Source organism: Devosia neptuniae, assembly GCF_025452235.1.
Lineage (GTDB): Bacteria > Pseudomonadota > Alphaproteobacteria > Rhizobiales > Devosiaceae > Devosia.
This window is the reverse complement of the sequence record NZ_CP104965.1, coordinates 1,857,147-1,878,205: the sequence shown is the minus strand read 5'-3', so window position 1 is coordinate 1,878,205 and position 21,059 is coordinate 1,857,147. Positions and strand designations below refer to the sequence as shown.

General features: G+C 62.9%; 20 protein-coding genes. 17 read left to right on the top strand and 3 right to left on the bottom strand.

Going from position 1 to position 21,059, the window contains the following annotated elements; all coding sequences use genetic code 11:
* Nucleotides 1–34: 34 nt before the first annotated feature.
* Nucleotides 35–1,963 (bottom strand): ABC transporter substrate-binding protein, encoded by a 1,929-nt coding sequence (locus N8A98_RS12045; protein WP_262171599.1) that lies wholly within the window; start codon nucleotides 1,961–1,963, stop codon nucleotides 35–37.
* A 223-nt stretch (nucleotides 1,964–2,186) separates the two neighbouring features.
* Here N8A98_RS12045 and N8A98_RS12040 point away from each other — a divergent pair, with 223 nt between their 5' ends.
* The 4 genes from N8A98_RS12040 to N8A98_RS12025 all read left to right on the top strand — a co-directional run bounded on the left by N8A98_RS12040 (nucleotide 2,187) and on the right by N8A98_RS12025 (nucleotide 7,394).
* Entirely contained in the window at nucleotides 2,187–3,167 is a 981-nt protein-coding gene (locus N8A98_RS12040) for a LacI family DNA-binding transcriptional regulator (RefSeq protein ID WP_262171598.1), read from the top strand.
* Nucleotides 3,168–3,294: 127 nt separating this feature from the next.
* Nucleotides 3,295–4,263, top strand: a complete 969-nt coding sequence (locus tag N8A98_RS12035) for an AraC family transcriptional regulator (RefSeq protein ID WP_262171597.1) — start codon at nucleotides 3,295–3,297, stop codon at nucleotides 4,261–4,263.
* A gap of 483 nt (nucleotides 4,264–4,746) precedes the next feature.
* Complete coding sequence (locus N8A98_RS12030; protein WP_262171596.1) at nucleotides 4,747–6,897, top strand: autotransporter domain-containing protein; 2,151 nt, start codon at nucleotides 4,747–4,749, stop codon at nucleotides 6,895–6,897.
* An 11-nt stretch (nucleotides 6,898–6,908) separates the two neighbouring features.
* Entirely contained in the window at nucleotides 6,909–7,394 is a 486-nt protein-coding gene (locus N8A98_RS12025; protein WP_262171595.1) for a hypothetical protein, read from the top strand.
* 13 nt (nucleotides 7,395–7,407) lie between these two features.
* Here N8A98_RS12025 and N8A98_RS12020 read toward each other — a convergent pair whose 3' ends face one another.
* Nucleotides 7,408–7,947: a GFA family protein gene (locus N8A98_RS12020; RefSeq protein ID WP_262171594.1), complete on the bottom strand. Its 540-nt coding sequence runs from the start codon at nucleotides 7,945–7,947 to the stop codon at nucleotides 7,408–7,410.
* A 101-nt stretch (nucleotides 7,948–8,048) separates the two neighbouring features.
* Here N8A98_RS12020 and N8A98_RS12015 point away from each other — a divergent pair, with 101 nt between their 5' ends.
* The 7 genes from N8A98_RS12015 (at nucleotide 8,049) to N8A98_RS11985 (ending at nucleotide 14,188) form a co-directional block, all read left to right on the top strand.
* Nucleotides 8,049–8,702, top strand: a complete 654-nt coding sequence (locus N8A98_RS12015; RefSeq protein WP_262171593.1) for a TetR/AcrR family transcriptional regulator — start codon at nucleotides 8,049–8,051, stop codon at nucleotides 8,700–8,702.
* A 70-nt stretch (nucleotides 8,703–8,772) separates the two neighbouring features.
* Nucleotides 8,773–9,552, top strand: coding sequence for a class I SAM-dependent methyltransferase (locus N8A98_RS12010; protein WP_262171592.1), 780 nt, complete (start codon nucleotides 8,773–8,775; stop codon nucleotides 9,550–9,552).
* Nucleotides 9,553–9,685: 133 nt separating this feature from the next.
* Nucleotides 9,686–10,258 carry a dihydrofolate reductase family protein gene (locus tag N8A98_RS12005; RefSeq protein WP_262171591.1) on the top strand — a complete coding sequence of 191 codons (573 nt, stop codon included), beginning with the start codon at nucleotides 9,686–9,688 and terminating at the stop codon, nucleotides 10,256–10,258.
* Between the two features lie 244 nt (nucleotides 10,259–10,502).
* Nucleotides 10,503–11,171 carry a TetR/AcrR family transcriptional regulator gene (locus N8A98_RS12000; RefSeq protein WP_262171590.1) on the top strand — a complete coding sequence of 223 codons (669 nt, stop codon included), beginning with the start codon at nucleotides 10,503–10,505 and terminating at the stop codon, nucleotides 11,169–11,171.
* A 45-nt stretch (nucleotides 11,172–11,216) separates the two neighbouring features.
* Entirely contained in the window at nucleotides 11,217–12,071 is an 855-nt protein-coding gene (locus tag N8A98_RS11995) for a metallophosphoesterase (RefSeq protein ID WP_262171589.1), read from the top strand.
* A gap of 24 nt (nucleotides 12,072–12,095) precedes the next feature.
* The gene (locus N8A98_RS11990) at nucleotides 12,096–13,394 is read left to right on the top strand and encodes an ABC transporter substrate-binding protein (protein ID WP_262171587.1); all 1,299 of its coding nucleotides are present in this window, start codon (nucleotides 12,096–12,098) and stop codon (nucleotides 13,392–13,394) included.
* Between the two features lie 59 nt (nucleotides 13,395–13,453).
* A complete protein-coding gene (locus N8A98_RS11985; RefSeq protein ID WP_262171585.1) occupies nucleotides 13,454–14,188 on the top strand; it encodes a tyrosine-protein phosphatase in 735 nt (244 codons plus the stop codon).
* Nucleotides 14,189–14,193: 5 nt separating this feature from the next.
* Here the strand turns inward: N8A98_RS11985 and N8A98_RS11980 are convergent, their stop codons facing one another.
* Nucleotides 14,194–14,763 carry a TetR/AcrR family transcriptional regulator gene (locus tag N8A98_RS11980; protein WP_262171584.1) on the bottom strand — a complete coding sequence of 190 codons (570 nt, stop codon included), beginning with the start codon at nucleotides 14,761–14,763 and terminating at the stop codon, nucleotides 14,194–14,196.
* Nucleotides 14,764–14,913: 150 nt separating this feature from the next.
* Here N8A98_RS11980 and N8A98_RS11975 point away from each other — a divergent pair, with 150 nt between their 5' ends.
* From N8A98_RS11975 to N8A98_RS11950, 6 genes are read left to right on the top strand one after another with little or no spacing between them, the layout of a single operon-like run.
* Nucleotides 14,914–15,783: a metallophosphoesterase gene (locus tag N8A98_RS11975; RefSeq protein WP_262171582.1), complete on the top strand. Its 870-nt coding sequence runs from the start codon at nucleotides 14,914–14,916 to the stop codon at nucleotides 15,781–15,783.
* 13 nt (nucleotides 15,784–15,796) lie between these two features.
* Nucleotides 15,797–17,086, top strand: a complete 1,290-nt coding sequence (locus N8A98_RS11970; RefSeq protein ID WP_262171581.1) for an ABC transporter substrate-binding protein — start codon at nucleotides 15,797–15,799, stop codon at nucleotides 17,084–17,086.
* A 54-nt stretch (nucleotides 17,087–17,140) separates the two neighbouring features.
* Nucleotides 17,141–18,061 carry a carbohydrate ABC transporter permease gene (locus N8A98_RS11965; RefSeq protein WP_262171579.1) on the top strand — a complete coding sequence of 307 codons (921 nt, stop codon included), beginning with the start codon at nucleotides 17,141–17,143 and terminating at the stop codon, nucleotides 18,059–18,061.
* Nucleotides 18,051–18,926, top strand: a complete 876-nt coding sequence (locus N8A98_RS11960) for a carbohydrate ABC transporter permease (protein WP_262171578.1) — start codon at nucleotides 18,051–18,053, stop codon at nucleotides 18,924–18,926. Before N8A98_RS11965 ends, N8A98_RS11960 begins: the two co-directional genes overlap by 11 nt.
* Nucleotides 18,926–19,663, top strand: coding sequence for a tyrosine-protein phosphatase (locus N8A98_RS11955; protein WP_262171576.1), 738 nt, complete (start codon nucleotides 18,926–18,928; stop codon nucleotides 19,661–19,663). The genes N8A98_RS11960 and N8A98_RS11955 overlap by 1 nt, the downstream gene beginning before the upstream one ends.
* Nucleotides 19,663–20,790 (top strand): ABC transporter ATP-binding protein, encoded by a 1,128-nt coding sequence (locus N8A98_RS11950; protein ID WP_262171575.1) that lies wholly within the window; start codon nucleotides 19,663–19,665, stop codon nucleotides 20,788–20,790. The genes N8A98_RS11955 and N8A98_RS11950 overlap by 1 nt, the downstream gene beginning before the upstream one ends.
* Nucleotides 20,791–21,059: the final 269 nt, after the last annotated feature.

Sequence of the window (21,059 nt, the reverse complement as noted above, 5' to 3'; positions counted from 1 at the left end):
CCGGCGGCATCGCACCGCCGGCGGATGGCTGGGGTCAGCTGATGTAATATTGCTCGGGATTGGTCGGCGCCGGGGTCGGATAACCCCAGGAATTGGGCATGGACGGCGCAACGTTCTTGAGCCGGTTGGCGACGATGCCATAGCCATCGAGCGGCAGGGTGACGCCGAAGACGTAGAATTCGTCGGCGGCGATCTGCAGGATCTCCTTCATGAGCTCCTGCTGCTTGGCGGTGTCGCTGGTCTGGCGCAATTCGTTATAGGCTTCGAACTGGCGCTTGGTGGCGTCGGGCGGTTCGACCGCATCGGGCGAGGACGGATCATTGTACCAGATCTGCCAGCCCTTGGCGTACATGGCCTCGGTGGTATTGGGGAAGAAGTAGCGCGGATCGAGAATGGCGACGATGCCGCCATTGCCGCCGAACTTGTGCACGGTGGCGTCATATTCCCCGCCCTGGCGGACGCGGACTTCCCACAGCGAGCGGTCCATGGTGCGCATCTGGGCATCGATACCGGCGGCGCGGATCATCGGCAGCACGAGCTGGAAGCTGTCGACAAAGGTCTGGCGGACCTGGTCGATCTCGAAGATCAGCGTGATGCGATTGCCGTTTTCATCGAGCCGATAGCCCTCGCCATCCTTGTTGGGGACGACGCTGTCGAGCAGCTCATTGGCCTTGGCCAGGTCGAACGCGGTATATTGGGTGGCCAATTGCTCGTTATAGAGCGGATCTTCCGGCCGCACCGAAGGCTGGGCGGGCGCGCCCTGGCCGATGAAGACCGTATCGATCACCGCCTGGCGGTCGATGGCGTGGGACAGCCCGGCGCGGAAATTCTTGTTCTGGAACAGCGCGCGCTTGACCGTATCCTTGTGGGTCAGGTTGAGCTGGAACACCATCTCGTTGGGCTCGGTCGAGGTAGTGGTGTAAAAACCGTATTGGCCGGTTTCCTGCCCGTCATAAAGCACGGCGCGATTGGCGGGGGTGCAGATCCACTGATCGATCAGGTCGATCTCGCCCTGCAGCGCCTTGAGCAACAGCACTTCATTGTCGGCCGCCACCGCATAGGTGATGCGATCGAGATAGGGCAGCTGATTACCCTCGGTATCGACCTTGAAATAATAGGGATTGCGCTGGGCGATGGCGAATTCGGCTGACTCGCCGATGGGCTGGGTGACGGTCCAGCCATAAAGGGTCGGCATCTCCTTGTTCTTGAAGATTTCGCCGTCGACGGCGATGCCGCTCTTGATCTGGAACAGCTGCACCCAGCCGGTCATGCCCTGATCCCGCGCAATCTGGTCCGCATCGGGATTGTACTTGATGTGGAATTGCTCGAGATAATGGCGCGGCGTGCGTGTGGTGCGGTCGTCATTGGCCCAGGCCAGGCGCAGCGGCAGCAGGCCATTGGGCTGGCTGAAGACGATGCGGAACGTGGTCGCATCGACCTTTTCGAACTTGGCCTGGGTGCCATCGGGCGAGCGCAGATGGCCCTGCGGAGACGGCGTCAACTCCTCGTTGAGCATCACGTCTTCATAAAAGAACATGATGTCATCGGTGGTGAAGGGCTGCCCGTCGGACCATTTGTGGCCTTCGCGCAGCTTGAACGTATAGGCCGAGGCGTCGGCGCTGGCCTCGAAGCTTTCCGCCACATTGGGAATGACGCCCAGGAAATCGGGCGTGTAGCGCACCAGCGGCTCATAGCCCTGGTAGCGATGCATCATGTTGAGCGAGCCGCCGCCCACCAAAGCCGTCCGCAAATCCCCGCCATAACGGCCAACGCCCTCGAAGGGCTCGACCACCATGGGATTGAGCGGCAGGCGTTCGGCCACGGGCGGCAGGGTGCCGGCTGCCACGGCCTCGGCCAAAGCCGGCGCCTCCTTTGCCGCAGCCTGGGCGAAACTGGGCATGGCGGGCAAGACAAGCGCCGCACCGCTGGCGGCCAGAAAGGTTCTGCGGGAAATCCTGGTCATCGTTTTCCTCCTCATCCGCGACGCTCTTTTCGAGCGCTTATTCTGGGATAACGATAACGTGCAAAGTTGCGTCTGTTAGGTCAATAACCTTCGTTCAAGAATTTTTTATTCTTACAAATTTCATCCATCATATTGATATACAATCATAATTTATGATGCAACTTTCGCAACTTGCAATAAATAAGCGGCATGCTATTACCTAACAAATCTTAGGAAGGCATCCGTGAGCAAAATCACCCTTCAGGCTATCGCCGACCAATTGGGCATTTCCAAATTCGCCGTCTCGCGCGCTTTGTCCGGCAAGGTTGGCGTCAGCGAACAGACCCGTGCGCTGGTGCGCAGCAAGGCGGTGGAGCTGGGCTATTTCAAGGGCGCGGGCGCCGCGCCGCGCGCCGCGATCCATATCGTTTTCCACGATCATGACCCGGTAAACAGTGAACTCTGGATGCAGATGCAGAACGGCATCCAGTCCGAAGCCGCCCTGTCGGGCTATGAAGTGCAACTGCACTGGACGCGCAGCGCCGAGCAGATCGAGAACGTCGCCCGGGCCAGCGCGGGCATGGTGTTGGTCGGCCAGCATGGCGAGGAAACCCTGGCTGCGCTCCGGCGCACGCGTAAGCCCGTCGTACGGCTGGGCTGGGTGTCCCCGCTCGATCCGGTCGACCAGGTCACCGGCGCCGACCACGAAGCGGGCAGCGCGATCGGCCAATATCTGCGCGAGCGGGGCCACCGCATTGTCGGCTTCGTGCATGGCACGCGCGTGCTGCGCGGCCGCATGGAGCGCCTGTTCGGGCTGAATGAAGCCTATGTCGGTTGCCCGGGCGCGCGGGTGCATGAAATCCAATATGGCGAAGAAGGCTTTGCCACCGCCTTCAAGACCCTGTTGGAGCAGGGGGATCGGCCCACGGCCCTGTTCTGCTCGCATGACGGGCTGGCCGTGCATGTTATCTCCGAACTGCACCGGCTCGGCTACAAGGTGCCCGAGGATATTTCCATTATCGGCTATGGCGATTTCGCCGCGGCTTTGCAGATTTCCCCGCCTCTCACCACCATTCGCCTGCCGGGCGAGGACATGGGCATAGCCGCCTTCCGCCTGCTGCTCGAACGCATGAACAGTTCCCGCCGCCAATTGCCGCCCCAGCGCGTCATGATCGTGCCCAAGCTGATCGAGCGGGAATCCGTGTTCCGGCTGCAGCAGGATTAACACCCCACAGTCCAGACGTGCCTTTGCGCATAATAAATGGCACAATCGCATAAGCCGTTATTGGTGAAGGCCCGCGCGCCATGCGGCAAAGGCTTGGGGCGCGGATTGACCTTCTGGGGGCGGGTGGATGCAGGATTGGCTGTTTGCCAGTGGCGATAGCAGATGGAGGCATGATTTCGGCCGGCACGAGCGGATCAATTTCGCCGCCGGGCCGGTGCGAGCCTTCATGGAGCAAAAGCAGATGTTCCCCGGCATCCTGCTCTATCGCGCCGGAACCGATGGCAGCAGCGCCTTTCGCATTGCCATGGAGGGCGTGTCCAATACCGGCCAGATGGTGCTGGGCGGCATGCTGGGTGGTGCTGGCACCGTGGCCATGGAGGGTTGCGACGAGCAGAGCTGGCGCGAGGAGGGCCGCTTCTTTTCGCTGACGCCGATCGAGCGCCGGGTTGTCTATGACGTGCGGGCGCAAGGCGATTGGCAGGCCGTGGCCATTCGGCTGGAAGAAGAGGCGCTCGATTTCCTGGGCGCCGAGAACGACCTGCCGCCCGCGGTGCGCGAGGCCCTGAGTGGCAAGCGCAACGACATGGCGGCGACGGCACCGCTGCCCGCGCCCATGCGCACGCTGGCGCAGGCGCTGCTGCGGCCCGCTTATGGCGGGGCCATGGCCCATATCTACCGGCAGGCCAAGGTGCTCGAATTGCTGGCCCATCAATTCGATATTCTGGGTGAAATGCGCACCGGCCTCGCCATGCCGCTGGGGCCTGAACTGCGCCGGGTGCGCGAAGCGCGCGAGCGGCTATTGGCCGACCTGCGCGACCCGCCGGACCTGGCGAGCCTGGCCGCTGCGGTGGGCATGACGCCGCGGCGGCTGAACCGCAGCTTCCGGCTGCTGTTCGGCACCACGATTTTCGACTATCTGCGCGATGCCCGGCTGGATGCCGCCCGGGCGGCGCTGGAGGCCGGCTCCACCCTGCCGCTCAAGCAATTGGCCTGGGAGCTGGGCTATAACCAGGCGAGCAATTTCGTCACCGCCTTCCGCCGCCGCTTCGGCGTGCCACCCGGCTATTACCGCCGCGTCCGCGAGAGCGACCGCTAGGCGAGCTTAGCGCCGAAGCGGCAACCACCCCCACGCCGGCCCTCCCCTTCAAGGGGCAGTGTTCGCTCCGGACGCCTTCAAGAACGCGGTGTCATCCCGGCGCAGGCCGGGACCCATCCTGAGCTGTCCAAACTCGCCGCCAGATCGCCTGATAAGCGCCATCCCGGCACCCCGCTCACACACCTTGCGGCCGCCGCAGCATCTCGGGATGGGCCCCGGCCTGCGCCGGGGTGACACCGTGGGTGGGGCGAGTCCCGAGTAAACACTCCCCATCAAGGGAGAGCGAAGGAAAGAGCCGATAGCTGCAAGCAGTCTAGAATGAACACCCCTCAAGGGGAGGGAAGCGGCCGCCTGCCTTGCGCCGATTATGCGGAACGGCAAATGTTATGCCGCAGCGTTCCCCGCGTTGATCGCGGGCGCGCGGGCAACTACCGCAGCCTTGAGGCTCCCCGATTTGGGAGCGAGGGCAAGGGGCTGCAGGGGATGAAGACGAGACGGAAACGGCTGGCAGCGCTGCGGCGTGGCACGGCGCTGGTGGCAATTGCCGGGACCGGTGTACTGATCGGGATGCCGCGCACTGAGGCGCAAAGCCGCATCGACTACGTCTATTCACCCGAGGCGGGTCCAGGGGGAATTTATCTATCCGGGATAAACCGGGCGGGCACCCATGTGATCGGACAATGGTCCAGAGAATCGTCCGGTCTGTTCCGGGCGACAGTGTGGGGGCCAGACGGGCTGCCGGTGGATCTCGACACGGATGTCTTCTCCAGCTCTTACGCCAGCGGTATTTCGGACGATGCTTCAGTGGTCGTCGGCTACAATACCGCCTTGGCGGAGGCCGGGGCGTTCCGCTGGAGCGCCACTGAAGGCATCGAATATATCGGCACACTCGGCGGCAATCGAAGCTGGGCCTTTGACGTGTCCGGTGACGGCAATATCGTGGTCGGCCGCGCCAGCCGCGCCGATGCCGACATTCGGGGGTTTGTCTGGATCAGTGGCGCCACGACCGGCGTTGCCGGCAACGCCCAGATGTATCAGTTGCAGGAACTCAGCGATCTCGCGACAGATCACTATGTCGAGGGCATCTCCCGCGACGGCCGCTATGTCATCGGCAGCGAGAACGGCGCCGATGGCTGGCAACCCATACGCTGGGATGTCGACGACATCGAGAATGGCAATGGCGACGTCATGGGATTGGGCACCCTGACCGGCACGGCCGGCGACTCCGCCTTCGGTTCCGATATCTCCGACAACGGCAGCGTGGTGGTGGGATACAGCGACGACGGCGACGGCAACTATCACGCCTTTCGCTGGGTCGAGGGGGCCACCGGCGGCGTGGCCGCCAACATGCAGATGTACGATCTGGGAACGTTGGGCGGCGACCACAGTTGGGCCTACGCCCTATCGGGCACTGGCGACGTCGTGGTCGGAGAATCATTGGTCGCCGACGGACAAAATACGGCGTTCCGGTGGAGCGAGGCGACCGGGATGATCGCTGTTTCTGAATGGCTGGAGGCCGCCGGTGTCGATGTCGGCACGGATCACCTGATAAACGCCAACGACGTATCGGGCGACGGCAATGTCATCGTGGGCCGGATGTCCACGCCGGATGGCGAGCTCAGGGGCTATATCGCCCGGGTCATTCCGCCCGATCCCGGTCCTGGCCCCGGTCCCGGCCCGGGGCCTGGCCCCGGCGGTGGTTTGATGGACATCGAGGAGTATCATCGCTCCCTGTTCTCGAGCACCCAGATTGCCAATGCCGGCCAGTTTCTGGCCTGGTTGCCGTTCAATGGCGCCCATCACCGGCCGCTGCTGAGCCAGAAAAGCCTGTCGCAGGAATCCTGCGTCTGGGCGACGGGCGACCTAGCCCGGCACGGCGATAGTGGCACGGGCCTCGGCCTGGCCGAGATCGGCGCCTGTACCGATCTGTTCGGTGGCGCGGTGCGCGCCGGCATCAGCGTGGGCACCAGCCATTCCTGGCAGGATCTGGCCCATGGCGGCCACAGCGATCTATCGGGGCAATATCTGCTGGGCGAGGTCGATTGGCAGCCCGATGGCACGCCCTTGCTGTTCTCGCTCACCGGCATGCTGGGCGGCTGGCAGGCCGAGCTGCAGCGTGGCTATAGCAATGGCGCGGCGACGGCCTATTCCGACGGCCAGACCGATCTGGGCAGCGGCGTCATCCGGCTGCGTGCCGACTGGCTGGAAGCGGCCACCATCGGCAATACGACGCTCAACCCATGGGCCTCCATCGCGGCCGGGCGCACCGATATTGACGGTTTCGTCGAAAGCGGTGGCCCCTTCCCCGCTCGCTTCGATGGACAATCGCTGACCTCCTATGAGGCGCGGCTGGGCCTGACGGCGGTGACCGAATTCTCGGCCAGCACCGCGCTGAGCACGACTTTGGAAGTCGCCCACCGTGTCGGCGATGGGGCGGCAGCCAATGGCAATGTGATCGGGCTGTTCGACTTCAGCATGGGCGGCGGCCAGCAGGGCCAGACCTGGCTGCGGATCGGCGCCGATCTCGATCACAAACTGAGCGACAATGTCGGCCTTTCGCTATCGGTCAATGCGGCAACCCGTGGCCAAGATGCCAGCATTGGCGGCAGCCTTGGCCTCAAGGCGGTATTTTGAGGATGAACACGATGATCACAATGTTCAGATCGGTATCGCTGGGCTTCCTTGCGGTGCTGGCTTTGACCGGACCGGGCTGGGCCCTCGACCAGCGGGAAGCCGAAATTGTCGTGGGCATCATGGAGCAAGTGGCCGCCATCAGCGGCGAGCCCATTTATTACGGCGGAGGCGGCGAAGTGTTTGACTATGATACCCAGAACGGCGAGCTGATCCCCGCCGCGGGCTTTGACCATGACAGCTGGATCACCGCCCATGACGCAGTGCTGACCGGCTTCATGGCGAGCATGCCGGAGCCCGAATTCAACGCCATCTTTGCCGGACCGCTGGCGCAGCTGGACGCCAGCACCAGCCTTTCCGCCGAACAGAAAGCCGCCATCCGTGCCGATCTCGAACCTGAAATCGCCGCGGCCCGGGCGGCGCGGGAGAGCGGGCAGGCGAATGCCGACGCCGTGCGGCCACTGCTGCCGCGGCTACAGGTGCTGGTGTTCGGGGAATAAGCCTGCGTGGTCCTCAGGCGTCGATCGCGCCGTTGACCACGATCTGGGGAACCTTGAAGCCCATGGCGATCCACGCCATGAGCAGCTTGCGGTAAAAACCGGCGGTGGCGAGGGCTCCCGAGGGCACGTCATCCGGCACGCTTGAGCGGTCGCGGGCGTCCTGCGTCATGGTGCGCAGCTGCAGTGGCGGCAGTTCGCCGGATGGCCACAGATTGCCGTAGAGGCTGAGCCAGTGGCCGCCTTTGAATTCCAGAAACAGCGGCGTGTTGCAGCAGGAGGCCAGCACCCGCCGCGTCGTCGCGCTGGGGCCAAGCCGGAATGCGCTGAGATTGTCGGCGCCGGCAAGAATACTGACCCGGTCCTTGCGGTAGAGCACATAGCGCGTACCGCCCTGCGGCGTGAGAATAGGCTGCGGCAGATCGAGTGCTCCAAGCCTTTTGCCCGCCTCGCTGCAACTGCTGCAGTGACATTCCGTGCTGATGATAGGCGTGCCGTGCACCTCGAGGCGCACGGCTCCGCAGGCGCAACTCAGCTGGGTCGTCTTCATGGCCATAGCCCTCCTCCACAATCAAACTAGACGGTTTGGTTCCGTAAATAGGAACTAGACTGTACAGTTTGATTGTGTCAAGCAGGATTTGGCGATGGAGAGCGACAATGCCGACGACAGACAGTGAGATCCCGGCCGGCACGCGCTCGGAGCGCAAGCAGGCGGCCATTGTCGGCGCGGCGGCCGAAGTCTTTCTGAGCACGGGCTATGCCGGCGCCAGCATGGACGAAATCGCCAGCCGCTCCGGGGTGTCCAAGCAGACCGTCTACAAGCATTTCACCAGCAAGGAGGCGCTGTTCATTGCGGTGATGGGCCAGATGATGGGCGAGGCCGATATCGCGGTGCATCAGGGCCTGCCCAGGGTGGAGAATCGCGCCCAGCTTGAGGCCTATCTGCTGGATTATGCGGTGCGCCAGCTGGCCATCGTGCTGACGCCCGGACTGATGCAATTGCGCCGGCTGGTGATTGCCGAAGCCCAGCGCTTCCCCGAACTCGCCAGGCAGCTTTATGCCCGCGGCCCGGCTCGGGCGGTCGAGGCCATGGGCGCTGCTTTCGAGCAATTGGCGGCGAAAAACCTGCTGCAATTCTCCGATGCGAACATGGCGGCGTCCCAGTTCAACTGGCTGGTCATGGCCGATCCGGTCAACCGCGTTATGATGCTGGGCGATGCGGCGCTGCCGAGCCAGGCGGAGATCCGCCGCCACGCCGAAGCGGCGGTGGCGACGTTCCTTGCCGCATTCCTGCATCCAGACCAGCGGTGAACGGGCCGGGCCTTGTGTCATCAAGCTGATATGGACAGGATAAGAGTGCGGCACCAAAATTCGGGGTCTCATGAACATGCGCGCCGGGGCTTCCTTTGAAGAAGCGGAGGTCGTCGAAAATTACGTCTTTCGGCCGCCCTATCCGCATGCTTTGTTCCAAAGGCTCGTCGAGATCGCGCCAGCCCGCACGGCGCTGCTCGACATCGGCTGCGGCCCAGGCAAAATCTCGCGTCCCCTGGCCCGGCACTTCGAGACGGTAACCGCCGTCGATCCTTCCCGGGCCATGATCGCGCTCGGCCGCTCCATGCCGGACGGCAATGCACCCAATATCGAATGGGTAGAAGGCTTTGCCGAGGACTTTCCGATCGCGGACCGGAGGTTCGACCTGACGGTCGCAGCGGCGAGCATCCACTGGATGGATCACCAGCGGCTGTTTTCCCGCCTCGTGGCGCATGGACGTCCCGGCCATGTCGTGGCGGTGGTTGCGGGCGACGATGCGTTCGAACCGCCATGGCGAGCAGATTGGGTCAACTTCCTGGAGCGCTGGGTGCTTGCCGTCACGGGCGAGCGGTTCGACCCCGTTGGCAAACCGCGGGAATGGGATCGTTACGCCGCGCACCTCGACATCAAGGGCGAAGAGTATTTCGTCTCCGCCCCATTTGAGCAGAGCGTGGCAGCGTTCATTGCCTGCCAGCATTCGCGCGATACATTCGCCCCCTCAAAGCTCGGCGCCCGGCTCCCGGACTTTGACCGCGAGCTCGAGCAAATCCTGCGGCCCCATGCCAGTGGCGGTCGGCTGACATATTGCGTGCGCACCAAATTGGTCTGGGGGAGGATCAAAGCGGATTAAATGCGCCAGCCCCGGGGCCAACCATCTTGCCGGTCGCAGAACGCGGCGCACGCCGGCCCAACGCGGCTTGACACAGGTCAACGGCAACGGTTCGATCTTACCCAGCAGGACGAGCGACAAAGGAGCGACCGGAATGCGCCCCCTCCTCTACTCCATCAACGTCACCCTCGATGGCTGCGTCGACCACAGCGCCATCCCCTCGGACCCGACGCTGCAGCAGATGATGCTGCGGGCCACCCATCTGCACGCCACCGAAACCATTGGCCGGGCCGATGCGCTGCTCTTTGGTCGCGTCACCTACCAGATGATGGAAGCGGCGTGGCGCCTGGAGACGCGAACCATGACGCCGCCCGACTGGACCGAACCTTTCGCGCGCACCATCGACGCGATGAAGAAATACGTCGTTTCAAGCACGCTCGGCCAAGTCGGCTGGAACGCGGAGCTGCTGAGCGGCAATTTGAGCGAGGCCGTCCAGCAGCTCAAGCAGCAACCGGGCAAGGCGTTGTTCACGGGCGGCGTGAAGCTGCCGATGGCGCTGGCAGAACTGGGCCTGATCGATGAATACGAATTCGTGGTGCAACCCAGACTTGCCGGTCACGGGCCCACCTTGTTCGCCGGGCTCTCAAAATACATCGAGTTGAAGCTCGTTGATCGCAAGGAGCTCAGCTCAGGCGCTGTGGCGCTACGCTACGAGCCGCGACGCTAGCGGCGCCCACGAGACCCGACATTTCGCCACAGCCCAGGCAGCACGCTTGCCGCCTGCACGGTATGAGCACGGGCAATGGATGGCGCCGTCAGGGCGAGCACCGAGGCCGTCGGCAGTAGGTGTCGGCAGCCATGGCCACCGGGAAGTCCCTGCCAAGTTCAATTGTTCAGGCGCAACAGCATCTGGGCCGGAGGGTCACCATGCCGTCACGGGGCTGGGACATAGTGCCTTCATGCAGCGCAATATGGCTAAAAGCACAACACCCGACCGGCTTCGCAGCGCCTGCGAAGATTTGCTCAGGACGGCCACTCACCCCGAAGTCGTGACCGTGCGCAGCATAGCGCAGCGCGCGGGCACCAGCATTGGTGCGGTCAGCTATCATTTCGGCAGCGTCGAGCAGTTGATCTTTTCCGCCGCCGAACGGGTCTATCTCAGGCTCAATGCCGAGCGCCTGGCCTTGCTGCAGGCCGCGGTACAGCGCGCGCACCCTGCCCCTGCGCCGGTCGAGGACATTATCGTGGCGCTGATCGGTCCCTCGATCCGCTGGAGCCTGGATCCACGCTCGAGCTATAGCGTGCTCAGGCATATGACCACGATTGCCCAATCGAGCGATCATCCCGAGATTTTCCGGCCGATGGTCGAGGATATCGACCACCATCGCCTGTTCATCCCGCATTTTCGCAAGATTGCGCCCTGGCTGAGCGACGTCGACATTGGCTTTCGCATCTCGTGCCTTTTGGGGGTGCGCTCGCAGATGACGCGCAGCCGGCAGCGGACGGATGAGCTGACCGACCACAGGCTTGACCTGAGCGATCCTAATGTCGTGCTGGCTCAAGTCGTGGCTGCGACAGCGCCCATGTTCACCGCGCCTCCCACGCATTCAAACACTGTTCCAAACTCGTCACGTCACTGAGACGAGACCGGCATAGGTCGTGTTCCAGCAAAGGGAGCATGGCCGATGGGCGAGACCAGTTTCATCCACATCACCGACCTGCATGTCGGCAATCCGGCTGTCGCCGACGATCATCTGTTCAGCGACACCGCAGCAACACTAACCCGCGTGCTTGAGCTCATCGGCAGCATGGACCAAGCGCCCAAATTCATCATCGCCAGCGGCGATCTCACCAATCGCGGCGACGCCGACAGCTATCGCCAACTCCGCTCGATCATGTCGGCTACCGATCTGCCCGTGGTCTACGCGCTGGGCAATCACGACACCCGTCCCGGCTTTTATCAGGGCATGCTGGATCGAAACGTCGATCTCGATATGCCCTATGACCATGAACAGGTGATCGGGGGCGTGCATGTCATCACGCTCGATACCAGCACTCCCGGCCAGATCGGTGGTTCTATCGAGCCGGAACAATTCGCCTGGTTGGAAGCGGCACTCGCCGCCAATCCCGACCTGCCCAAGCTGATCGTGGCGCATCACGCCCCCGCACTCGGCGATACGCCGCCCTGGGATCATTGGCGCACCATCGAATTCAACCAGTCGCAGAAGCTGGCCGAACTGCTCAAGGGTCGCAATGTGTTGGGCATTCTTTCCGGCCATATCCACCATGACCGTTTCTCGGTGTGGCACGGCATTCCCGTCATTGTCGGCATGGGCCAGCACGCGGCCACCGATATTTTGACCTCTGATGTACTGCGCATGGTGGAAGGCGCCTCGTTCGGCATCGGCACCATCCGCCGCTCCGGCCTTACCATGGCGCTGGTGCCCTTGCCCCAGACCCGGGCCGAACTCAATCGCTACGACCTCAAACTGCTCCGGCAAAAGCAGGAAGCGGCTCTCGCCGAGGCCGCTGCAAGCTGATCCCTCCCCCCAAGGACAACCGCCATGATCAAACGCAATTTCCTCAAGCTTCTGGCCGCGGCCGGCCTGGGCTTTACCGCCCTTTCCGGCATGGCCTTCGCGCAAATGGCCGATGCGATCACCGAACCGGTGACCATCACTTTTTACAATTACAACCTGGCGACCGCGAGCGCCGGCGCGGATGCCACGCGCGAACTGCTGGCGAAATTCGAGGCAGAAAACCCCAACATCAAGGTCGAGACCGTTGGCGTGCCGTCCAACGAAATCGTCACGCGGCTCCAGGCCGATATGGCCGCAGGCCGGCAGCCGGATGTGGCCCAATTGGTGTTCCGCGACCTTTACTACATTGCCAGCGACCTGGGCGCCAACGCGCTGGAGGACATGGCGGGCGCCGAGGGATATGCCGCGCTCACCGATGGCATGCTCCCGCGTGGTCTGGACCTGGGCAAGATCGACGACAAGACCTATGGCCTTGCCTATACCTTCTCTACCCCGATCCTTTATTACAATGCCGACCTGTTCCGGCAGGCGGGTCTTGATCCTGACAATCCGCCCAAGACCTGGGCCGAGGTCAAGACAGCTGCCGAAGCCATCGTGGCCAAGACCGATGCCGAAGGCTTCTTCCCCGGCGCCTATGGCCCGGCCGATGGCACCTTTGTCTACCAGGCGATCCTGATGTCCAATGGCGGCAATGTCCGCGATGGCAATACGCTGACCTTTGCCAATCCCGAGGGCATCGAGGCCGTGCAGATGCTGCGCGACATGGTGGATAGCGGCGCTCATGCGCGGCTGGATCCGACCAATCCGAGCGAGGCCATGGCCGCGGGCCAGCTCGGCATGTTCCTCTATACCAGCGCGGTGCAAAACAGCCTCTCCACCGCTTCGGAGGGCAATTGGGAGCTCCGCGTCGCCGCCATGCCGAGCTTTGGAGACAAGCCGACCGCGCCGACCAATTCGGGCAGTGCGCTCTATGTCTTCTCCAAGGACCCGATCAAGCAGCGCGCATCCTACGAGCTGATGAAGTTCCTCACCTCGAAATACGGCTACACGATCATCACCAGCAAGATCGGCTACCTGCCGCTGCGCCTCGATATCGTGGACGATCCGGAATTCCTTGGTCCGTGGACGCAGACCCATCCGCTGATCCGCCCGAACCTGGAACAGCTGTCGCGCCTCACCCCCAATGTCGCTTTCCCCGGCCCGAACTATCGCCAGGCCGAAACGATGATGAAGGAATCCGTTGTCGAAGCCGTACTCGGTGATGGCGATGTCACCGAAGTGCTGAGCTTTGCCCAGGACAATGCCCAGAGCCTGATGCCCTGATCCCTGCCGGGCGCGGCCAAGCCGCCGCGCCCATTTCTTCGCACTGTTTGGAGGCCGCCATGAGCCTGGCAGCGACGCGTCACTGGCCCTTGCCGGACACCCACAATATCCGTGACCTGGGCGGCTATGCCCGCAGCAATGGCGGCACCACCCAATGGGGCCGCATCCTGCGCGGCGAGGCCTTGCATCCCCTGCGCGACGACAGTGTTAGCAGGCTCATCGATGATGGCCTGACGCTGGTCATCGACCTGCGCGGCCCCCATGAGGCCGGGGTAACGCCCCATCCATTTCGCGAACATAACACGGTTGCCTACCGCAACATTGTCCTGTTCGACGCCCTGGCGCCAATTGCCATGGGCGAGACGCCGTTCGACATGGCGCAGCGCTATTGCGACGCCCTGGACAAATGCGGCGCCCAACTGGCCGAGGTGCTACGCGCCATCATCGCCGCGCCGCCGGGGATCGTGCTGTTTCACTGCACGGCCGGCAAGGATCGTACCGGCATCATTGCAGCGCTCCTGCTGCTGGTTGCCGGTGTCGACCGCACAGACATCGTTGCCGATTATGCGCTCACCGCCGCAGCGGACGGTCTGATCGGCCAATTGCGCGAACGGGCGCTTGCCGCCGGCGGCCGTCCCGAACATGTCGAACGTGTGCTCGCCAGCGATGGCGCGACCATGCTGGCCATGCTCGACCATCTCGAAACCGCCCATGGCGGCATTGACGCCTATCTGGCCGGTATAGGCCTGTCCCAAACCGAGGTGGCGCTGCTGGCCAATCGGTTATGTGGCTGACCGGCTCAAGCGGCGATGGCGGCCCAGCACATATCCGCCACCAATTGCCGGTCGGCGGCGCTCAGCGTGGTCTCGGTCATGCGCCGACGCTTGAGCGTATTGCGGATGGAGCCGCGCACAAAGCTCGTGATCATGGTGGCGGGCCCGGCGCGAACCAATCCGGCTGCCTGCGCCGTCTCGATCATGGCAATGCCGTGCTCGACAAAGGCGCCGAAAATGGTTCTGGCATCGCTCAGCGTGATGAGCGGGTTATTGTCGAGATAGTCGAACAGAACCGCGCGATCGGCGTCCTCCCAGATGAAGTCAATATAGTTCTCGATATAGCGGCGTATCGGCTCTTCTCCGCCGCTAGCCGGATCAGGTGGGGTCACCAGGCGCTCGGTCATCAATTCGGTGACACGCGTATAAACGCCCAGCACCAGAGCTTCCTTGGAGTCGAAGTAATTGTAGAGCGAGCCGGTGGCCACATTTGCCTCTTCGGCAATGGCGGCCATGGAACATTGCAAGCCGTTGCGGACAATGAGCCGGGCGGCCGCCGCCAGGATGCGCTCACGCTTGTCGAGGACAATATCCATAAACTGAATGAACCTTCATTCACCTGTCATGCAGGGACGATAACCCTGTCCATGTCGCCGCACAAGACGTTTTTGAAAAAACTATGGCGAAACAAATAGTTACAGTGGGACTTTGCCGTTTTGGCCCCCGCCAGAGCAAGGAGAGCGCTCGTGTCCGAACCCGTCACCTTCATCCATCTGACTGACCTGCATGTCGGCAATCCGGCCGTGCCGGATGATCATCTTTATTCCGACACCACGACGACGCTGCGTGCCATTCTGGCTGATATCAAGACGCTGGTGCCGCAACCCAAATTCATCGTCGCCAGTGGCGATCTGACCAATCGCGGCGACGCGGGCAGCTACGAAAACCTCAAGTCGCTCATTGCCGAATCCGGCCTCGACATGCCCATCCTCTATGCCCTGGGCAATCACGACCGCCGCGACGGCTTCTATCCGGTCATGCTCGGCCGCACCGACAACGTCGATGCCCCCTATGACCACGCCGAGGTCATTGCCGGCGTGCATGTCATCACCCTCGACTCCAGCGTGCCCAACAAGGTTGGCGGCGCGTTCGAGCCGGGCCAGCTCGATTGGCTCAGGGCCGAGATCGAGAACCACGCCGAGCTGCCCAAGCTCTTGGTCATGCACCATGCGCCGGCGCTCGATACGCATGATCCGGGCATGGAGTGGGAATCCCTGTCCTATGTCGATACCGAGGCGCTGCGTCAGCTCGTTGCCGGGAAGAACGTCATCGGCATCCTGTCAGGCCATATCCATTATGACCGCGTCTCCAACTGGTATGGCATCCCGGCCGTGGTCGGCATCGGCCAGCATGCCGCCACCGACGTTCTCTGGCTGCATGAAGGCTTGCGCATGCTCGAAGGCGCCGCCTTTGCCATCGGCACGGTCCGCCCCTCGGGTCTTTCCATCACCTTCGCTCCGCAGCCGGCTACTCGCCGCGAACTGCACAGCTTCAGCTTTTCCGGCATGGCCGAGATGCTGAAGAAATACGAGGCCGCTCCGGCCGCCGCTGAGTGACAGGAACCACACCATGCTCCGCACAAGTATCCTTGCCGGCTTGCTGGCACTCTCCACGGCCATTCCTGCGCTTGCCCAAACCATGGCGCCCAGCATCGAGCAGCCAGTCACCATCACCTTCTACAACTACAACCTCGCTGCCGCAGGTCTGGGCGCTGAAGCCACCCAGAAGCTGATCAACGAATTCATGGTGGCCAATCCCAATGTGACCGTTACCGGCGTGCCCTATAGCAGCGCCGATGGCAGCCGCATCCAGGCCGATCTTGCCGCCGGCCTGCCGGTGGACGTGGTCCAGACCGTGTTCAGCGATCTCGACTTCTCGGTGACCAATTTCGGCGCCCAGGCGCTGGAGGACATCGTCCCCGCCGGCGAAATCGCGGCCCATCTGCAAGGCATGCATCCCAACGGCACCAAGCTGGGTGTTTTGAACGGCAAGACCTACGGGCTGGCCTATACGTTCTCGACGCCGGTGCTGTTCTACAATGCCGATCTCTTCCGCGCGGCGGGCCTTGATCCGGAAAATCCGCCCAAGACCTGGGCAGACGTCAAATTGGCCGCCCTTGCCATCGAGGAAAAAACCGACGCTGAAGGCTTTACTGCGGGCATTACCGGTCCTGGTGCGGTCGATTGGCTGTTCCAGGGCGTAGTTCGCTCCAACAATGGCGAAGTGATTTCGCGTGATCGCAAGACGCTTAAATTCGCGGAGCCGGAAGCGGTAGAGGCGGTCACCATGCTGCGCGACCTCTACGACGCCGGCGTCTATGAGAACTACGACTCTGCCGGCGCCGTCGATGCCATGGCCTCGGGCAGTCTGGGCATGTATTTGCAGACCAGCGCGCTCCAGGGCTCGCTGGTGGCCGGGGCCAACGGCAATTACGAGCTGCGCTCGTCCACCATGCCCCGCTTCGGCGACAAGCCAACCCGCCCGAATAATTCGGGAAGTGCCCTGACCATCCACACCACCGATCCGCTCAAGCAGCGCGCTGCCTGGGAGCTGATGAAGTTCCTGACCTCCGAGCATGGCTATACCGTCATCACTTCGGAAATCGGCTATTTACCGCTGCGTCCGGCCATCGTCACCGATCCCAAATACCTGGCCGGCTGGGTTGCCGAGCATCCGCTGGTTGCCCCAAATCTGGAGCAGCTGGATCGTCTTGAACCCTGGGATCCGATGCCGGGACCGAACTACCGCCAGATCGGCAAGACCATGATGGACGCCGTCGAAATGTCGGTGTTCGGCGGCACCGATGTCGCGGCCACCCTGGCTGACGCCCAAGCCAATGCCCAGGCGCTGATGCCCTGACCCTTTGGCCCGCCCAGCGGGGCGGGCCGTTCACTCTCTTTGGAGGAGCGCGAAATGGCCATTGCTGCCCACGCCCCCACCCGTTTGCGACGCATCAGCAAGGCGCGCTGGGTCCCCTGGCTTTATCTGGCGCCGGCCCTGATCACCCTGGTCGTGTGGATCTATTGGCCGCTGGTCGACGCCGTGCGCCTCAGCTTTTTCCAGTGGAACATGCTGCCCAATTCTCCCCAGACCTTTGTCGGCTGGGAGAATTATCAGCGCATCTTTGCCCTCCCCAAATTCTGGCAGGCCTTGCGCAATACCGGTGTCTACATCCTGGGCCTGCTGCCGCTCGCTGTGCTGATCCCGCTGGCCATAGCCATCTATACCCATGACCTGCCGGAGCGGAGCCGCAATATCTACCGCGCCATTATCTTCGTGCCGATGATCATCGCCCCGGTTGTCGCCGCTGCCGTCTGGCGCTGGCTGCTCGATCCCGCCTACGGCCTTGCCAACCAGGCCATCAAGGGCGTCGGGCTCGATCCGGTGAAGTTCCTCTCCGACCCCGACGTCGCCATCTGGACGGTCATCGCCATCACCGGTTGGAAGCTGATGGGCTTTTCCACCCTCATCCTCTCGGCCGCCAATGCCAATATCAATCCCACGCTGATCGAGGCCGCCCGCATGGATGGCGCCGGCAAGTGGGAAATCATCCGCGACGTGCGCTTGCCGTTGCTCAGCTCCACCGTGCTGTTTCTCGTGGTGATGACCATCCTGCTCGGAGCGCAGTGGAGCTTCACCTATATCAATGTGTTGACCGGCGGCGGCCCGCTCGGCGCCACCACCAATATCTATTACCTGCTCTGGGATTTCGGCTTCTCCACCATGTCGGTGGGTTGGGGCTCGGCCTCGGCGGTTATCCTTTTTCTCGGCTTCGGCGTGCTGGCCTTCGTGCTGTTCCGCCTGATCGACAGGTATTCCTTCCATGACAATTGATGTCCTTGCCCGTCCGGCCCGCGCCCGGCCCGCAACGCTGCGACGTATTTCGAACCGGTCCGGTCTCAATACGGCGGCAGGTCACCTGCTCATGGTGCTGTTGTCGATCTTCTGTCTGTTTCCGGTTTATTGGATGCTGGTCAGTTCGTTCCGCCCGGCCAATACGCTGTTCGAAACCAGCCTGTGGCCGACGCAGCCCTCGCTCGACAATTACACGCGGGCCGTGGACGCCATTCCGATCGCCCGCATGCTGGTCAACACGCTGGTCTTCTCGGCGGTGTCGACCATCTTCCAACTGCTGACCGGCATTCTGGCCGCCTTCGCCTTCGCCCGCTGGAAGTTCCCGTTCGACAAGCTGGTCTATACCGGCGTCGCGCTGACCTGGCTGGTGCCGTTCCAGGTAGTGATGATCCCCAATTACCTGCTGATCGCGCAAATGGGCCTGCTCGACAGCGTGCTCGCACTGATCCTACCCAATCTCGCGGCGGCGCTCGCCATCATGCTGCTGGCCCAGGCCATGCGCGGCTTCCCCAGGGAAGTCATCGAAGCGGCCCGCATGGACGGGGCCAGCAATTGGCGGGTTCTGTGGGAAGTGCTGGTGCCCAATCTGCGCGGCACCATCGCCTCCCTGGCCATCCTCATCTTCATCTCGACTTGGAATGAATATTTCTGGCCGCTGCTGCTCAGCCGCACCGCTGAGAACAGCGTCATCCAGATCGGCATCCAGATGTTCATAACCGCCGAAGGCAACCAATGGGGACCGCTCATGGCCGCGTCCACCCTGGCCAGCCTGCCTGTCCTCGTCATCTATGTCGCCCTGCAGCGCCAGGTCGTCCAATCCTTCATGAAATCCGGAATCCGCTGATGCAATCTGCACCAATTCGTCACCTGCCCATCAAGGGCACCTATAACGTTCGCGACCTGGGCGGCTATGCCGCTGCCGGCAGCCAGACCCAATGGCGCCGCATCCTGCGCGCCGACGCATTGCACCGGCTCGATGGCGACGGGGTTGCGGCGATGCTGGCTTCCGGCATTACCACCGTGATCGACCTGCGCCATGGCGACGAGCTGACCCACCAGCCCAACCCGTTCAACGGACATGGCGCCGTGGTCTACCACAATGTGTCGCTGCTCGATGGTCTGGCACCCAGCCTGATGGGCGAGGGCGATGTGCTGCTCGAGCTCTACAAGCTCGCCCTCACCCAGCGCCAGCCGGCTTTGGCCCAGGTGCTGCGCATCATCGCAGACGCGCCGCCCGGCGCCGTGCTGTTCCATTGCACCGCCGGCAAGGACCGCACTGGCATCGTCGCTGCCCTGCTGCTTGGCGTCGCGGGTGTCGAAGCCGGGCTCATCGTCGAGGATTATGCGCTGACCGCCGACCTCATCGCGCCGATCATCGCTGATATCACCGCCGGCGCTGTCGCTCGCGGGGCAGACCCCGCCAGCTTTCAACGCCTGCTGGCATCCGAGCCCGCCACTATGGCGGCGACCCTTGCTTTCATCCAGGCCGAGTTCGGCTCGATCGCAGCTTATGTGGAACGGATTGGACTGGACCAGGTCACGATCGAACGCCTGCGCAACCGTCTTCTGGGAGAGTTCTGATGGCCGATGTCACGATCACCAATGTCAAGAAAACCTATGATGGCAAGCCCGTGTTGCACGGCATCGACGTGGCCCTGCCTGACGGTCATTTCGTGGTCATCGTCGGCCCGTCGGGTTGTGGCAAATCAACCTTGCTGCGCATGATTGCCGGGCTCGAGGATATTACGTCGGGCACAATTGCCATTGGCGGCACGGTGATGAACGACATCGAGCCCGCCGATCGGGGCTGCGCCATGGTGTTCCAGAATTATGCCCTCTACCCGCACATGAGTGTGCGACAGAACATTGCCTATCCGCTCCGCCTCGCCAAACTCCCCGCTGCCGAACGCGATCTTCGCGTCGACCAGGCCGCCAAAATCCTCGACCTCACCGAGTATCTCGACCGCCGCCCCGCCCAGCTCTCGGGTGGCCAGCGCCAGCGCGTCGCCATGGGCCGCGCCATTGTGCGCGAACCCGATGTCTTCCTGTTCGACGAGCCGCTTTCCAACCTTGATGCCTTGTTGCGGGTGCAGATGCGCATCGAGATCAAGCGCCTGCACAAACGCCTCAAAGCCACTTCCATCTTCGTCACCCACGATCAGGTGGAAGCCATGACGCTGGCCGATACGCTCATCGTCATGAATACCGGCCGTGTCGAACAGATCGGCTCACCCGCCGAGATTTACCGCAAGCCCGCCTCGGTTTTTGTTGCCGGCTTCATGGGCTCGCCGGCAATGAACCTGCTGCCCGCCACCATTGGCGAGAATGGCGCCGTAACGCTTGATGGTGTTGCAGCCAACGCCACCATCGCCCAATCCAAACTGGCCAAGGGCACCCCGCTCACCATCGGCATCCGCCCCGAAAGCATCACGCTCTCCACCCGGCCCAACCAGGGATTGCCGGTCACGATCGACCTCGTGGAAGAACTGGGCGGCTCCCGCGTCGCCTATGGCAACCTGGCCGGCCGCGAGCTGTCCGTCGTCCTGCCACCCGGTGACGAAAACCTTGAAGGCGAAACCGTGTGGCTGACATTCCCGCCCCAGGCCTTGCAAGGCTTTGACCGCGTCACCGGCAAGCGCCTCGATGCCGACATGGCTGCGGGCAATTCCGCCCCGGCCAGCGCGAGTGCTCAACCTGCGGTGGTCTGATGACTCAGGCGGCCGGTTTCGTCATGCCATTGCCAAACAGGCTGGTTAAGTCCGACGCATTGTTGCGAACAGTCCTGCCGCAACCTGACCTCGGGGCTGCATGCGAATCCTTCTTGCCGCCGGCCGGCCGGGCAAGGTTCCTCCCTTGTCGCGCCCCGTGTTCTGCTGAGGCCAATGTCGGCAAGGCCGTGATCGTCAAGCTCTTGCCGCGATCTTCAAAAGCTGTTTGCGATGGCAGTGCTGAACTATCCTCGCGGCGATAGCCAACA